Raw genomic sequence first — 16,102 nt, 5'->3', positions numbered from 1 at the left:
GCCCCGCGTTTTAAAACGCGGGGCTTTTTGCTTTTATGGGCTTCTTTAAAATTACCTGGTAACGGTACGTACAACTACACGTTTGTGCGGATGGTAATAAGCATGCCTAACCACAACCGGCCTGTGCCTAACTACAACTGCTCTGTGATAACGCGGGCGATGTATGGTTCTGGTTACAACAACAGCTCTGTGGTAAGGGCGGTGATAATAATGGCGATGCACAGGTGCACTTACCCTTGTTTTTACTACAACCTGCGCTTTTGCTCCTTCAAAAGTGAACAAAGCTATGATGGCTATCATTAATACTTTTATGGTTTTCATTTTTTATTGATTTATATAGTTTTTAAAATAATTAGTTGTTGATAATTACGCGTTCGTGTACTCGTACCTGTTCTTGATGGCGGTGCCTTCTGTGTTCACGGTTTTCAACAGAACAACTTGTAAAGCCTATTGCCGCCAATAAAAGCAATGCTATGGAGTGGGATATTTTAGTTTTCATAAACTGTATTTTAACTTTTTAATAGATATACAGATTAAACACGCACTGATACTCATAGTTTAATTTGAGCAGGTTCATCTACTAAAATGTTACAATACTGTTTTGAAGGTCTTTTAATTAGGGGAATATTAAGCCACAGGGTTATTTGATGCAGCCGATTTGGATGATATGCTGTTATTAAGGAAAAAAAATACCAAACCAAAAATCAAAAAAGCAATCATTACAAAAGCGGAGTTGATTGCTACATTTTGATAACCCAATTTGTCAACATCCAGGAAAGGGTATGGATACAAGTGATATAGGGAGCCGCGAATAAGTACGTAAACCAGGTACAAGAATGGGAACAAAAGCCATTTTAATCCCTGTAACACAATTAGTTTTTCCTTCGTTACAAAAAACAGCCAAAAAATTACAAACGCCAATGGATTAAAAGCATGTGTTAACTCATCCGTAACTCTGAATATGCCTTTCGGTAACCATAATCCCCGCAAAACACTATTGTATACCAATCCAACAATGGTTATATAAAGTGCTGTTGCCGTAATCAAGCTGGTGCTCGTGAAAAATTTTTGAAATGCCGACGTTGATTTCAGTGTTATAGCAAGGAGGCATAATCCAACTAGTATATTGCTCAGGATAGTAAAATAGCTAAATATTTGTACAACGGCTCCTCCAAAGGTTCGGCCGTCATGCAAGTATGCCTGGGTGGAGATAAAAAATTGCAAAATTATAGAAAACCAAACTATCAGGGCCAGAATAACTGTATATATAATGGCCGATTGGTTTGGTTTATGCACGTTCATTGTTTAAGGGTATTATCGCTTATTTACACTATCTAACATAGCTTGTAATGATTGCTTGTTTTTACGGAGGCTCTCAATAATGCCGATGTTTGTTTTTACAAATGCGATCAGTGTATCGGTTGGCTCAGTCGACTTGATTTTTTTTGCTGTTTTGATGTTGCTGATCAATGCCTGTGTTGACCTGATAATGCCCCATGGCAATCCCCACCATCCTAACAAAGCTGTAGTAGAGGTACCGCTTTGGTTTGCCTGCTGTAAACAGGTAGGGCAGGCTATCATTAACTTCTTTTTGTATCGGGTTAGTAGTATAAAGCTTTTTACCGTGCCAATTACTGCCGCGTTTAACGGCTGATGAGTACTGTTGCAAGCAGGGCAGGGCTGGTTGCGGATAAGGGAAATGTAATCATCAAATTCCTTACTGCCGGTATCAATCAATTGGGCATTTACACTGTTTACAATGTCATTATCCAAACCGCGGCTTTTAATCTCGGCTTGTAATATTTCAAGTGCTTCGGGCCTTAAGCTGGTTGCTTCGGCAACAGCCAGGCGCATTAGCTTATCATCAGGTAAATTTTTATAAGTAATTTTTAGTTGTTCGATATTGGGTAGCATCATTATAAATGTAAATAAAAACAATTAATATCAAACCGGCCTATTTAAGTTAATTGACAGGCAACCATTAGCTGAATAAATGCCAGAACATATTTCTTTATTTAAAGTTGTATTTAGAGCAACCAGATGCCAATATTACACGTAAACAATAGTATATGAGGGGTTATATCAACATACCAAAAACCATCTGTTGCAAGTTTTGTAAGATATGTGGGGCACGGCCGGTAATTGAGCCGGCAGCAGACGGGTTGTATGTTGTTAAATGCCCCAATGATAATGGCCACTACCAAACCCGCGCGGGCTTAATTGATATTGACGATTGGAACACGAATAATACGGTTAATTTTGTACCCGACCTTAATATAACACGGCAGGTATCCTACTAAGTAATATTTCTGTGTTATTAATCTTAGTGTTACTTAAACACATATCTTTAAGTTTTTAAAACCAAAAAACTTAAATGAGCCTTTTTAGTAATCTCCAAAACTGTAATCCCAAAAAAGTTATACTTGGGTTAACCATTAGTATGTTTTTATTGCCTGTTTTATGCTTTGCCCAATCAGGCTCAGATGTGGTTCCTGTGGTTGATCATATTGCAATTTGTGTAAAAGACCTTAAAAAGAGTACCGCCTTTTATACCGATGTTATGCACTTGCAAAAAGTATCAAATCCATTTGCCGATACCGTTCACCAATGGTATAGCTTGGGTAACCATGTGAAATTACACGCCATACAGGGCAATTGCGCAGGTGTGCATATTAAGGCAGAGCACTTGTGTTTCTCGGTTACATCTGTAGCAGAATTTGCTAAAACATTAGATAAGCTAAACATCCCTTACAGTAACTGGATTGGCGATAGCAAAGAGCCAACGTTACGAAAAGACGGTGTGTTGCAGCTATATTTTCAGGATCCGGATGGGTATTGGATAGAGATTAACAGCCCGGCTAAAAAGTAGATTAGCACATTGGGTTTTTAAATTTACTTTTTAACCAATGCCCTTTCCACAGCCAAAAGGCAGATAACACAATCATGGGTAAAAATATCCATTTAACCGGCGTTGTTGCGTATAGTCGGTTTTCAATTGGTCCATAAAAGTATCCGATTACCGGAACACATAAAATAATGAGCGCCCAGCGGATTAGTGCACGTTCTAAAGCAGGAGTCATCGCAAATTTAGTATTCAAGCTCCCGGCAATGGATGCCGGCTCTTATTAACAGCCATTCAATGTAACGGGGAGAGAGTCCATCGGATTCTATCCGCAGTATATTGTCACAATCTTCCAGGTCGAAATTCCATTGGGCAATTGACGGAACTTTGGTGAGCAGGGTGGTTACCTTGCTCACCTGCTTTTTTTCCTTAACATTTGTTGTAAATACCAGTACATCCATAATAGGTAGTTTTTTAGTATCAAGTAATTGGTATCAAGTATCAGTAAGTAAATGTGAGTGAAGGAGCTTGCTGCCCTCCACTCACCATTTACTACTCATTAATCCTGTTTTTCTTTGCTTTCCTGCTCCGGGTTAAAATTATCCCATGGGCGGCCAAACCGGCCATGGTTATCCCAACCGCAATTACGATCGCGCATTTTGGCTTTAAATCTTTCCTGTTCTTCGGCACTCATGTTTTTAAAGCGTTCTTCCATCCGTTTACGCATCCATGGGTTGCCACCGCCGCCGCCCCATCCGGGCTTGCCCCCTTTACCAAAGCCAAATAGTATTTTGCATAAAATGAATATGCCCATGGCCTGCCAAAAAGTAATAGCGCCAACATGTAAAATTCCCGGTAATAAATTGTTCCATAACTGCATCACCACAAAGCTGATGAGCGTTAGGAAAGCGGCTATCCCGATGGGTATAAATATGAACCGCCATTTATAAAATGTTCTTTTCATTGTCTTTTAATGTTTTAAATCTTTTAATATTCTGTAATTTCAAGGTATAGCTGCTTAAGCCGCTTACGGAGGTGAAGCACTGCATAACGTTTCCGGGATACTAATGTATTAATGTTTTGCCCGGTACGTTTAGCGATCTCCTCAAACGGAACATCTTCCAGTTCCTGCCATATAAAAACCTGCTTCTGCTCGTCAGGCAATTCATCAAGTGCTAAAAATAATTCCTCCCAAAATAGGTTGCGCAAGTATTCTGTTTCGGGGGTATTGGTTTCGGCAAACAGGATAGCTTTAAAATTTTCTGTTTCCTCCTCGTCCTCATCAGTGGCAAGCATATCATCCAACAGCGTCTCTGTTTTCTTTTTATGTTTATCTGTTATTTTATTGCGTGCAACACGGTATAACCAGGCGCTTGTTTGTTCAATAGGCTCAGAATTAATCACCGAGCTGAACTGGTACCATACATCCTGCAGAATGTCTTCGGCATCAGCATCATTTTTTACCCTCCGGCGGATAAAACTCAACAGGCTTTTACCATACGCTTTTATTGTATGTATAATGTGACTGTTTTTGTCTTCGGGCATTACGGCGGTTATCAATTTATTATTCCTTTAAAGATAGAGACGATTGTGAATTGAAAACATTTTAATTTATTTTAATAAATTGATAAAAGATTATTAGACAAAGGACTAATGGACAAAAGACAGAGGATTAAAAGATAGGCATGCCGTGCATTTGAAGATAGATAGTTTGGCTGTGGCCTTTTTTAAAAAAACGCTGTAGCGCCCCATCCCGTGAAGGGGTGCAAAAGTCTACGAATAGTTTATTGTGCTTTTATACACAACGCCAATTAAAAACTCCCCCCTTTAGGGGGGTGGGGGGCCTCTACATTTTCTCTACACCTTAGTGTTATTTTTACAATGCATTATTATAATCTCCTATATTTGAAATACTAACCGCAATTCATCTACATGAGAAAAAAGTATTACCTGCCACGCATCTGCATGGCATCGGCACTGGCTGCCGGGCTTTGCCTGACGGCATCGGCACAACAAAAAAATATTTACCATAAGGGTTGGATAGATTTTAATAAGAATGGTAAGATGGATTTATTTGAAGATGCATCACAACCCATTGATAAACGGGTTGCCGATCTGTTAAGCCAAATGAATGTTGAGGAAAAAACCTGCCAGATGGCTACCTTATATGGCTACAAGCGCGTACTTAAAGATGAAATGCCCATCCCCAACTGGAAAAACGAGATCTGGAAAGATGGCATAGCCAATATTGACGAGGAGTTGAATAACCTTACCTCGCATACTGATGATGCGCCAACACAATATTCATTTCCATTCAGCAAACATGCGTCGGCTATAAATACTATCCAGAAATGGTTTGTTGAAGAAACCCGGATGGGCATTCCGGTTGATTTTACCAATGAGGGCATCCATGGCTTAAATCATGATCGTGCAACACCATTACCGGCGCCTATAGGCATAGGCAGCACATTTGATAAGCAACTGGTGCGCCAGGCCGGGCAAACGGTTGGTCGCGAAGCAAAAGCTTTGGGATATACTAATGTTTACGCCCCCATACTTGATCCTGCCCGAGATCAGCGCTGGGGCCGTGTGGTGGAGTGTTACGGAGAGGACCCTTTCCATATTGCCGAAATGGGCAAGCAAATGGTGCTGGGGATCCAGGAAGAAGGCGTTGCCTCAACCTTAAAACATTTCGCGGTTTATAGCGTACCCAAGGGAGGGCGCGATGGCAGTGCCCGTACCGATCCGCATGTGGCGCCGAGAGAAATGCACCAGGTATACTTGTATCCGTTTCGGCGGGTAATACAGGAAGCGCATCCAATGGGCGTAATGAGCAGTTATAACGATTGGGATGGTGTGCCTGTAACTGGCAGCTATTACTTTTTAACACAGCTGCTTCGCCAGCAATTTGGCTTTAATGGCTATGTGGTGAGTGATAGCGAGGCCGTTGAGTTCCTGTACTCTAAACACCATGTAGCGGTCGATTACAAAGAAGCTGTAAGGCAAGCCGTTGAGGCCGGCCTCAACGTGCGCACCAATTTCACGATGCCGCAAACGTTTATTTTGCCTCTTCGGGAACTGATTAAAGAAAATAAGATCTCGATGAAGATCATCGATTCCAGGGTTGGGGATGTGCTACGGGTAAAATTCCGGTTGGGTTTGTTTGATAGCCCTTATGTGAAAGACCCAAAGGCTGCTGATAAAATTGTACACACTGCAGATGATGCGGCGATGTCGCTTAAAATGAACCGGGAGTCCATGGTATTGCTTAAAAACGAAGGCGATCTGTTGCCCTTGGATAAAAGTAAGCTTAAAAATATACTGGTGACCGGTCCGCTGGCTACCGAAACTAATTATGCCATTAGCAGGTACGGTCCCTCACACAACCCGGTAACTAACGTATTAAATGGGATTAAAAACTATGTTGGCGCAGGGGTAAAGGTAAACTATACCAAAGGCTGCGATATGATTGACGCCACCTGGCCCGAAAGTGAGATCATTGAAACGCCGCTTACCGCGCAGGAGCAGGCAAGTATAGATTCGGCAGTAACCCAGGCAAAACAATCCGACGTTATTATAGCCGTTGTGGGCGAGGATGTAGATAGGGTAGGCGAAAGTCTGTCGCGCACAGGATTGAACCTTCCGGGCCGCCAGTTGAAGCTGATACAGGCCTTACAAGCAACCGGTAAACCAGTGGTTATGGTAATGATAAACGGGCAGCCGCTTACCATAAACTGGGAAAATAAATATGTACCCGCTATTTTGGAGGCCTGGTTTCCAAGCGTGCAAAGTGGGCAGGTAATTGCCGAAACCCTTTTTGGCGATAACAATCCGGGCGGTAAACTGCCCATTACCTTCCCTAAAACCACGGGGCAAATTGAGTTTAATTTTCCGTTTAAGCCAAATGCCCAGGCTGGGCAGGGTGGCCAGAACAGCTGGGGCAAAACCAGTGTGAACGGTGCTTTGTACCCTTATGGCTATGGCTTAAGCTACACTAAATTTGAATACAGTAACCTTGTAGTATCTCCCGAAAAAGAAAATGCGCAGGGCGATGTACAGGTAAGTGTAGATGTAACGAACACCGGTGCCCGCGCCGGCGATGATGTGGTACAGTTATATCTTAAAGATGAGATAAGCAGCGTAACCACTTACGAATACGATTTGCGCGGCTTTGAGCGCATCAATCTTAAACCCGGCGAAAAAAAGACAGTACAATTCACCCTGCACCCGGATGATCTGGCCCTGCTGGATAAAAACATGAACTGGACCGTTGAGCCCGGTAAGTTTATGGTGATGATAGGCAGTTCATCGGAAGATATTAAGCTGAAGAAGGAATTTGAGGTGGAGTAGGGCAGATGGTAAAAAGTAAAACACTTTTAGCATCAAATAATGCAGCTTCCTTTTTTATCACTGTGATGAAAAAGGAAGTTGTTATAAAGTGATTCGTGATTTGAAAAGGGGCGGCTAAAAGAAGAAGAAAATGACTTAATTTAAAGTAATAATGAGCGCATCAAACCAACAAATAATACCTATGCTGGCGTACGAGGATGGCATAGCCGCCATGGAATGGTTATGCAAGGTTTTTGGTTTTACTGAAGTAACCCGGATGGTGGACGAGAAGGGCAGGCTGGGCCATGGTGAGATAGCCATGGGCGGTGGTATAGTTATGCTGGCTGAACCAACTCCCGATTATCAAAGCCCGAAACATCATATTCAAAATTGCGCTATAGCTGCTAAAGCTTACAGCGTACCCTACATTATTAATGGTGTATTGGTTTATGTGGATGATGTAAAACAACATTATGAAGATGCAGAAAGCAATGGTGCAACTATTTTATCTGTATTGGAAGAAGGTTACTCCGGCACCCGCTACCGCGCCGCCGATCTGGAGGGTCAGCGGTGGATGTTTATGCAAAAGGAAAAATAAGCTGATGGACAAAATATATACCTTGAGGATTTGTAAGGTACGAAGCAATCTCTACATAGTTAGAGCGACCTTGTAGAGCCCCTCTGTACAGCTTAGAGATTGCTTCGTACCTCGCAATGACGCATAAATACGTGTTAATAAATCAAATTTAGACAGCCTCTTAGAACAGCTCGAACATGCTTGTATGTAAATTATGAGCGACCAATATCTCCAATTTATTTCATTTGATTATTTTTGCCGGCTAATCAGTTTTACTAACTGTGATATTTACAGTTGTACTATGATACTTTATTTATATTTTTATAAACTTTAATTACTTAGGCTTGGCCTTTTAAAATCATTAACTATTACTTATTGAATGGAACCCGAAAATAAAGGTGTGAGGGGCAGTCAGCTAAAAAACATGATCATCAAAAAGCTTTACTTTAATAAAGCAATGTCATGTGCCGGACTGAGCGAGTTATTTGATAAAAGCATTCCGTCAATAGCTAAAGCTATAAATGAATTGATGCACGAAGGCTTTGTAGTTGAAGACGGTTACGCCCCGTCAAGCGGTGGCCGCAGACCATTGATGTATTCGGTAAAAGCTAATGCCATGTATATATTGGCAATAGCGCTTGATCAGCTTACCGCGCGCATTCAGCTTTTTGATCTGCTTAACAACCCGGTAGCCGATATGCTTACTTTTGAGTTGAAGCTCCTGAATAATAGCGAGGCTTTGGGACAATTGCTTGAGCAAATCAATATTTATATTAAACAAACAGATATCCCAAAAGATAAAATCGCGGGTATTGGTATAGGAATGCCTGGCTTCGTAAACGTAACCGAAGGTATCAATTACACCTATCTTGATGCCGGTGGACAAAGCCTTACAGAATATTTTACCGATCAAACCGGGATAGATACTTATATTGATAATGATTCGAGCCTGATAGCTCTTGCCGAACAAAAGTTTGGTATTGCCAAAGCTCAAAAAGAAGTGATGGTTATTAACCTGGGCTGGGGGATAGGCCTCGGGATGATCGTGAATGGCAAGTTGTTCAGGGGCCATAATGGCTTTGCCGGTGAGTTAAGCCATATTCCGGTAACGGAGGATGGAGCACTTTGCGAATGTGGCAAGCGTGGTTGCCTGGAGGCTGAAGCATCATTGCTGGTAGTGGCCCAAAAGGCAGTTGCCGGTATTAAACAAGGGCGCATTACCAGTTTGAAATACAATATTAATGATCACTCTAAATTGATGGGTGATGCTATACTGGAAGCTGCCAACAATGGCGATCAGTTTGCTATTGAACTGTTATCAGATGCAGGTTATAAAATAGGGAAGGCCCTTGCCATCCTGGTGCATATCATGAACCCCGCCATCATTGTATTGAGCGGTCGTGGCGCAAAGGTTGCCAAAATATTAATGGCGCCCATACAACAGGCTATTCATAAATATTGCATACCAAGGCTTTCGGCCGGTACAGAACTGCTGGTATCCGAGCTCGGTTTTGATGCCGAACTGATTGGCGCATCGGTACTGGTTATGGAAAATTTTGATAAATCAGTAAAAGCTAAAGTTTCAAAAGCGAAAAAGGCGATTGCGAAATAGGTGTGCGGATTTCAGGTTGAAGATGTGCCCCACTAAGCGTCATTGCATCGTGCCTACCTATGACAAGGTGTTGAATTCCAGCTTTACGAAGTTTTAAAAACTTCGTAAAGCTTTCGCCGCTTTTCATTTCCACCTTCAGAGTCCCTGGATTTCACAACTACCTATGACGTTTTGTAAAAACGGTTGTCTTCCTGAACGCAGTGAAGGATCTTCTTCACTATAAAAGTCGGCGATGAGCACGGCGAAGAAGATCCTTCGTTCCTCAGGATGACAAACTTTTCAAGCGTCATTTTCCTTTCAGTGTTGCCCGGATAGTAAAACTCGCAATGATGGGGCAGAGAGCTCCAGTCATAAAAAAGCTATTACCCATTTTTTCATCCGCATATCTGCACATTTGAAGTCTGCACATCTAATCACATCTACAAAAACACCTTTCCCGAATAATCCAAAGCTTCCTGTAGTTTATCAAAATTAAGCCCCAGGAGCTCGTTTTGGGATTTTAGATAATCTATTAGGTTTTCTGTGGCAATATTGCCTGTAAGGTCATCTTTGGCCATGGGGCAGCCGCCATAGCCTTTTAGTGCCGTATCAAAACGTTTGCAACCACTTTGATAGGCTGCCGCTACCTTGGGCTGCCAGGTATCAGGAGTGCTGTGCAAGTGAATGCCAAACTCTGCTTTAGGAAATTGACGGCATAACTCCGGGTAAATACTGCTGATCTGTGTTGCATTGGCAATGCCTATAGTATCGGCCAGGGCTATGTTATAAATGCCTTCGTTTACTAATTTATCAGTCCACTCATGAATGATGGTGGTGTTCCATTCGTCGCCATAAGGATTTCCAAAACCCATGGAAAGATAAACCAGCAGTTTTTTATTATTGGCTATACTCAATTCCTGCATGCGCTTCACGTTATCAAATGCCTGTGGCAGGGTGGTATTAGTGTTGCGCAGCTGAAAAGTTTCAGATATAGAAAACGGATAGCCCAAATAAGTTATCTCGGGATGCTTCACGGCCTCTTCCGCCCCACGATAATTGGCCACTATCGCAAGCAGTTTTGAAGCGGTATTATTTAAATCAAGCTTACTTAAAACCTCAGCTGTATCCTGTAGTTGAGGGATGGCTTTGGCCGATACAAAACTCCCAAAGTCTATCGTATCAAAACCCACCTGTAAAAGCAGGTTAATATAAGCAGCTTTTACAGCTGTGGGGATAAAATGTACAATTCCCTGCATCGCGTCGCGGGGACATTCGGTTATCTTAATATCCATCTGGAGGTTCGTGTTGTTTGGTTAGTGTTGCCGGTGACCGTATCATCTGCAAATTTACATACAAGATTAAAGCTTTTACCCGCAACTCGCAACCGGCAACACGAACCATCAATTTACATTAAAGCTTTTACCCGCAATTCGCAACCGGCGACACGAACCATCAATTTACATTAAAGCTTTTACCCGCAACTCGCAACCGGTAACACGAACCATCAATTTACCGTTTCGGGCAAATGCTGCTCATCGGTAATGCCTTCACGCTCAAACTTGCGGATAATAAGCCTTGTACCGCCGTTGTAGTTTACATAGCTAAATACCCAGTTTATAAATACGATCACTTTGTTCCGCCCGCCCAAAAGAGATATAAGGTGTACAAACATCCATACCAGCCATGCAAAAAATCCCTGGAACTTGATCTTACCCAAATCCGCAACCGCCTTATTGCGGCCAATGGTTGCCAATGAACCTTTATCAAAATATTTAAAAGGGGCAGTTGGCTCGTGATTGATAAGCTGCACAATTGTTTTACCAACGTGTGCGCCCATTTGAATGGCTACCTGAGCCACGCCCGGATGGCCTTTAGGAGTTTCATCGGTGATCATGGCGGCAACATCGCCAATGGCGAAGATGTTGGTACTGCCAATCATCCGGCAAATACTATCTACTCTAATCCTGTTGCCCCGTTCAATGTTGTCTTCTTCTATACCTTCGGGAACTACACCCATTACACCCGCGCTCCAGATCACATTTTTAGTGCGGATGGTTTTACCTCCTTCAAATTTTATTTCATCGCCATCGTAGCTTTCAACCTTTACGCCCAATAGTACTTCAACTCCCATACCAGTCAGGAAATCTTTAGCGGCTTTTGAGGCCTGATCAGAAAAGGGGCCTAATACCTTTGGCAAAAAGTCCACAAGGTATACTTTCATTTCTTCCTTTTTTAGCTCGGGATAGTCTTTGGTCAGTACGTGATTACGTAGCTCCGCCAGTGAGCCAGAAAGCTCAACACCGGTTGGTCCGGCACCTACCAATACAAAGGTGAGCAGGGCTTCCCGCTCTTGTTTGTTCGGTTTAAGCAGGGCTTCTTCAATATTTTGCAAAATAGAGTATCGCAGGTTCAATGCCTCAGGAATGGATTTCATCGGCATTGAGAATTTCTCAATCTCTTTGTTTCCGAAAAAGTTGGTGGTTGATCCTGTGGCTATCACCAGGTAATCGTACGCTATTTCGCCTATGGTAGTATCTAATGTATTGCTTTCGGCATTTATTTTTAATACCTCGGCAATCCTAAAACGGAAATTTTTTTGACCCGAAAAGTTTTTTCGCAATGAAAAGGCAATCGACTCGGATTCCAGGCTACCCATGGTTACCTGGTATAGCAGCGGTTGAAAGGTATGGTAATTATGCTTATCAAGCATTAAAATGTCAACAGGTTTATCTTTCAGCTTTTTGGCTACCTGAAGGCCACCAAAGCCGCCACCTATTATAACTACTAATGGAAATTTCGCGCTATCTGATGTATTCATATACAGATTATTAGTGTTTTGTAAAGACGCCTATTTGCGCCCCCGTAATTATCTACTGGAAACGCAAGCAAGCGTCTCCACTCGTATACCATAGCACAATACCTATGCCGATGGCAGTGTTTGTTGTTTTATTTTACAATGCAATTATACCTTATTGTTATCTATCAGTAACCCCGTCTGTCGGTGATTTTGAGGGATTTAACGACCTGCCAAAACGGCTTTGCTCTTTTCTTTGAGGCTCCCGGGCAATGCGCCTGTAAAACAAAAAAGGCCCCAAATGTTCTTTGGAGCCTTTTAATAATTCAGATTATTTTTTATTTGAGGTCTTTTTTTCCAAAGTCAACTATCACCGGTGTTGCCACACAGATAGACGAATATGTACCGAAAATAACACCGATCAATAACGCGAACGAGAAGCCCTTGATTACATCGCCACCAAATATGAACAATATGATCAATACAAATATCACGGTTAAAGCTGTGATAATGGTACGGCTTAATGTACTGTTGATAGCCTGGTTGATAACTTCTTCCTGCTTGTCATCTTTTGAATGGTGCAGTTCAAGGAACTCGCGGATCCTATCAAACACTACCACAGTATCATTGATAGAGTAACCGATAACGGTTAGGATAGCCGCAATGAACGCCTGGTCAATATCTAACGAGAATGGTAATATGCCGTTAAATAAAGAGAAGAATGATAATACCAATAACGCATCATGCGCGGTTGCAATCATCGCTCCTAAACTGAATTGCCATTTACGGAAACGGATAAAGATGTATGCCGAAATTACTAATATGGCGATTAATACCGTATATACTGCTGAAGTCTTTAACTCATCGGCAATAGTGGCACTTACTTTAGCTCCACCTAAAATATCACTATCAGCAATTTTGGTTTCTGCTTTAGTACCCAAAGCCTCAACAAGGGTGGTTCTTACCTTGGCATCAGCCGCGGTAGTATTCTCCCTGATCAGGTAGTTGGTAGTAATGCTGATTTTATCGGCACCCAATGTTTTAACCTCGGTACCACGACCTAAAGTGGCATCAATAGCATTGTGGATAGCTTCGGTAGTTACTGTTGTGTTAGGGAACTTAACGATATAGTTACGACCACCTTCAAAGTCAACACCGTAACTAAAGCCGCGTACTACAATTGATATTATACCGGCAGTAATAAACAAACCAGAGAAAATGTAGAACTTAAAGCGGTTTTTTACGAACGCGTAGTGTGCATTTTTAAATGTATGTGAACTCCATGGGTTGCTGAATTTGATATCCCATCCTTTATCAAGCATCCACTCAAATATAACCCTTGAGATAAGCAATGAACAGAACAATGAAGTTATGATACCGATCATCAACGTAGTTGCGAAACCTTGTATCGGTCCAGATCCAAAGATGAACAGGATTAAACCAGTTAAGAAAGTACTGATCTGTGAATCGAGGATGGATGGCAGCGCGTGTTTAAAACCATCGGCTACGGCTATCTTTAATGATTTACCTAAAGCAAGCTCTTCTCGTACGCGCTCATATACCAATACGTTGGCATCAACCGCAATACCCAGCGTAAGCACGATACCCGCAACACCAGGAACTGTAAGTACAGCACCTAAGCTTGTAAGTACGCCCATTAAAAAGAATATGTTGATAACAACGGCAACCACCGCAACTGTACCTGCACGGTTGTAGTAAGCGATCATAAAGATAAGCACTACTACTAAACCCAGCACGCATGATAGTAAGCTGGCGCTAATGGCTTCTTTTCCTAAGGATGGACCTACAATTTCTTCTGACACAATATGCGCAGGGGCAGGTAAACGACCAGCCTTTAACACGTTGGCTAAATCCCTTGTATCTTCCTGGGTAAAGCTTCCTTCAATTGAAGATACACCACCAGAAATTTCGTTTTGAACGTTAGGAGCAGAGTATACGTTGTCATCAAGAACAATAGCGATAGCTCTTTTGTTGGTTGCAGCTGCTGCCTCGGCAGTAACTGTACGCCATTTTTGAGCACCTTCTGAGTTCATGATCATCACAACCTCTGGGCTGCCTTTTTGATTTACGTCTGCGCGGGCATCGGTAATTACATCACCAGAAAGTACAGGTCCGTTTTCGGCGCCGCTCAATTTAATGGCGTATAATGCAAATGCTTTAACCTTGGCATCCTTTAAAGGTTTTACATCCCAAAGGAATTTCATGTTGCGCGGTATAATTGATTTTACAATTGCACTGTGCAGGTATGAATTAACTTTAGCAGTATCTTTTAATGCGGCATAACCAACAACCGGGCCCTGGCCTAATTGCGGCTGACCACTTTGGTCGCGACCAATGTTTGGTTCTAATACAGCGAACAACGGGTGTAATGATGCCTGTTGTGCTTTGCTGCTTAACGCTGCAGCCGAAGTATCTTTTTCTGCATTTTTTTGAACCTTGCTCAATAATGATCCGGCTTTGGCAGCAGTATCAGTTTTGGCAGGAGTAGCAGCGGCAGTCGTTTTTGACGAATCTGTTTTTGCTGTTTTGTTTTTAGCAGCAAACAGGTTGTCAATACTACCAAGATATTGGTAAGCTTCGCTGTTATCAAAAGTTTGATAAAATTCCAGTTTGGCTGATCCTGATAATAACTTACGAACACGTTCTGGTTCTTTAACACCAGGAAGCTCAACCAGGATACGGTTTGAACTTGCCTCTAACTGAATGTTAGGCTGGGTTACACCAAACTGGTTGATACGGGTGTTTAAAACGGTGAACGATTGTTTTACCGCAGTGTTGGCCAAATCTTTCAAGTAAGATTCAACTTCGCTGTTTGAGGCGTTGAACTTTAAGTGATCCTGGTTATCTTTTGTTGAAAAGATAGCGGCCAGTTTACCATCCGGATTTAGTTTCTCATACTCACTTACAAATAACGCGATGTAATCTTTCTGACTGGTTTTTGCATCAGCCTGTAATTTGTCGGCATTTGCTAAAGCCTGGTTGAACACAACATCCGGATTGTTGTTAGAGATTTTCTTCACTAACTCATCAAGCTGAATTTGCATGGTAACGTTCATACCACCTTTAAGGTCGAGACCCAGTGCAAGTTCCCTTTGCTTTACATAAGCATAAGTGTGTTTTAATAACGGATATACCGGTTGTGTAGACATTGAGTCCAGGTAAGCCTTTTCTTTATCTGTGCTTCCCTTTGCGTATGCCTTGGCATCACTCTCAACTTTTTGGGCCACCCATGTAAAAGACAGTTGGTATAAGCATACAACTGCCAGCAGAATGGCGAAAAATTTAATAACCCCTTTACCTTGCATCGAATTTGTAATATGTAATTAATTAGTTTATAAGCTATTTTTAATAAGACGGCAAATCTAATAAAATTTCGCAAGGAGAAAATTTTAAATTAAAACAAATTGATGACAAAAAATGTTAGCTGCGTTCAAGCGTAATGAACGAATAGCTGTACTTGTTTTTTTCATCAGGTTCAAAATTTTCTCGCTCTGTTTCTTTCCACTCCGCTGGGTTTAATTCAGGGAAAAAGGTGTCGCCATCAAAATCCTGATCAATGAGTGTTAGATAAATGCGATCGGTGAGATGTAAGGCCTGTCTGTAAATCTCGGCACCGCCAACAATAAAAACTTCTGTTTCATCTGCACAAAGTGCTAAAGCGGCCTCAATGGTGCTTACTACCTCGCAACCCTCAATGGTGATAGCTTGTCTTGTAATCACAATATTGCGGCGCCTTGGTAAGGGTTTGCCCACAGAATCGAAAGTTTTACGGCCCATGATTACCGTATGCCCGCTGGTAACATCTTTAAAGTGCTTAAGGTCATTTGGCAGGTACCAGAGTAATTTGTTGTCTTTGCCGATGGCGTGGTTTTTGGCAGTTGCCACTATTATTGATGTTGTCATTGTTTTTAAGTTGTCTGAACCGGAATTCATCGAATTAATGAATTT

Annotated in this window: 15 protein-coding genes; 5 read left to right on the top strand and 10 right to left on the bottom strand. The window is 42.0% G+C overall.

Translation table 11 applies throughout. From position 1 onward, the window contains the following. Nucleotides 1-51 precede the first annotated feature (51 nt). The 3 genes from Q0R88_RS12710 to Q0R88_RS12700 form a co-directional block, all read right to left on the bottom strand. A complete protein-coding gene (locus Q0R88_RS12710; protein ID WP_295716615.1) occupies nucleotides 52-321 on the bottom strand; it encodes a hypothetical protein in 270 nt (89 codons plus the stop codon). 306 nt (nucleotides 322-627) lie between these two features. Further along, on the bottom strand, nucleotides 628-1,302 hold the full coding sequence (locus Q0R88_RS12705; protein ID WP_295716614.1) for a Pr6Pr family membrane protein: 675 nt from the start codon (nucleotides 1,300-1,302) through the stop codon (nucleotides 628-630). Between the two features lie 12 nt (nucleotides 1,303-1,314). Continuing rightward, complete coding sequence (locus Q0R88_RS12700; protein WP_295716612.1) at nucleotides 1,315-1,917, bottom strand: hypothetical protein; 603 nt, start codon at nucleotides 1,915-1,917, stop codon at nucleotides 1,315-1,317. A gap of 152 nt (nucleotides 1,918-2,069) precedes the next feature. Between Q0R88_RS12700 and Q0R88_RS12695 the strand changes: the two genes are divergently transcribed. Then, the gene (locus Q0R88_RS12695) at nucleotides 2,070-2,300 is read left to right on the top strand and encodes a hypothetical protein (RefSeq protein WP_295716611.1); all 231 of its coding nucleotides are present in this window, start codon (nucleotides 2,070-2,072) and stop codon (nucleotides 2,298-2,300) included. Nucleotides 2,301-2,374: 74 nt separating this feature from the next. Continuing rightward, a complete protein-coding gene (locus tag Q0R88_RS12690) occupies nucleotides 2,375-2,869 on the top strand; it encodes a VOC family protein (RefSeq protein WP_295716609.1) in 495 nt (164 codons plus the stop codon). Nucleotides 2,870-3,087: 218 nt separating this feature from the next. Here the strand turns inward: Q0R88_RS12690 and Q0R88_RS12685 are convergent, their stop codons facing one another. The 3 genes from Q0R88_RS12685 to Q0R88_RS12675 form a co-directional block, all read right to left on the bottom strand. Continuing rightward, complete coding sequence (locus Q0R88_RS12685) at nucleotides 3,088-3,303, bottom strand: hypothetical protein (protein WP_295716607.1); 216 nt, start codon at nucleotides 3,301-3,303, stop codon at nucleotides 3,088-3,090. A 98-nt stretch (nucleotides 3,304-3,401) separates the two neighbouring features. After that, entirely contained in the window at nucleotides 3,402-3,806 is a 405-nt protein-coding gene (locus Q0R88_RS12680; RefSeq protein WP_295716605.1) for a hypothetical protein, read from the bottom strand. Nucleotides 3,807-3,829: 23 nt separating this feature from the next. Then, nucleotides 3,830-4,402, bottom strand: a complete 573-nt coding sequence (locus Q0R88_RS12675; RefSeq protein ID WP_295716603.1) for an RNA polymerase sigma factor — start codon at nucleotides 4,400-4,402, stop codon at nucleotides 3,830-3,832. 372 nt (nucleotides 4,403-4,774) lie between these two features. Here Q0R88_RS12675 and Q0R88_RS12670 point away from each other — a divergent pair, with 372 nt between their 5' ends. The 3 genes from Q0R88_RS12670 to Q0R88_RS12660 all read left to right on the top strand — a co-directional run bounded on the left by Q0R88_RS12670 (nucleotide 4,775) and on the right by Q0R88_RS12660 (nucleotide 9,360). Then, complete coding sequence (locus Q0R88_RS12670) at nucleotides 4,775-7,192, top strand: glycoside hydrolase family 3 N-terminal domain-containing protein (protein WP_295716602.1); 2,418 nt, start codon at nucleotides 4,775-4,777, stop codon at nucleotides 7,190-7,192. Between the two features lie 151 nt (nucleotides 7,193-7,343). After that, a complete protein-coding gene (locus Q0R88_RS12665; RefSeq protein WP_295716600.1) occupies nucleotides 7,344-7,769 on the top strand; it encodes a VOC family protein in 426 nt (141 codons plus the stop codon). 358 nt (nucleotides 7,770-8,127) lie between these two features. Further along, nucleotides 8,128-9,360, top strand: coding sequence for an ROK family protein (locus tag Q0R88_RS12660; protein ID WP_295716598.1), 1,233 nt, complete (start codon nucleotides 8,128-8,130; stop codon nucleotides 9,358-9,360). A 419-nt stretch (nucleotides 9,361-9,779) separates the two neighbouring features. Here the strand turns inward: Q0R88_RS12660 and Q0R88_RS12655 are convergent, their stop codons facing one another. The 4 genes from Q0R88_RS12655 to Q0R88_RS12640 all read right to left on the bottom strand — a co-directional run bounded on the left by Q0R88_RS12655 (nucleotide 9,780) and on the right by Q0R88_RS12640 (nucleotide 16,057). Further along, complete coding sequence (locus Q0R88_RS12655) at nucleotides 9,780-10,631, bottom strand: hydroxymethylglutaryl-CoA lyase (protein WP_295716596.1); 852 nt, start codon at nucleotides 10,629-10,631, stop codon at nucleotides 9,780-9,782. A 212-nt stretch (nucleotides 10,632-10,843) separates the two neighbouring features. Beyond that, on the bottom strand, nucleotides 10,844-12,157 hold the full coding sequence (locus Q0R88_RS12650) for an NAD(P)/FAD-dependent oxidoreductase (protein ID WP_295716594.1): 1,314 nt from the start codon (nucleotides 12,155-12,157) through the stop codon (nucleotides 10,844-10,846). A 314-nt stretch (nucleotides 12,158-12,471) separates the two neighbouring features. Continuing rightward, entirely contained in the window at nucleotides 12,472-15,459 is a 2,988-nt protein-coding gene (gene secDF, locus Q0R88_RS12645; RefSeq protein WP_295716592.1) for a protein translocase subunit SecDF, read from the bottom strand. Between the two features lie 115 nt (nucleotides 15,460-15,574). Then, complete coding sequence (locus tag Q0R88_RS12640) at nucleotides 15,575-16,057, bottom strand: dihydrofolate reductase (RefSeq protein ID WP_295716591.1); 483 nt, start codon at nucleotides 16,055-16,057, stop codon at nucleotides 15,575-15,577. Nucleotides 16,058-16,102: the final 45 nt, after the last annotated feature.

Origin of the sequence: Mucilaginibacter sp. (assembly GCF_025362475.1) — a bacterium.
Lineage (GTDB): Bacteria > Bacteroidota > Bacteroidia > Sphingobacteriales > Sphingobacteriaceae > Mucilaginibacter.
The sequence above is the reverse complement of the archived record's forward strand: the minus strand, read 5'-3'. Positions and strand labels throughout refer to the sequence as shown.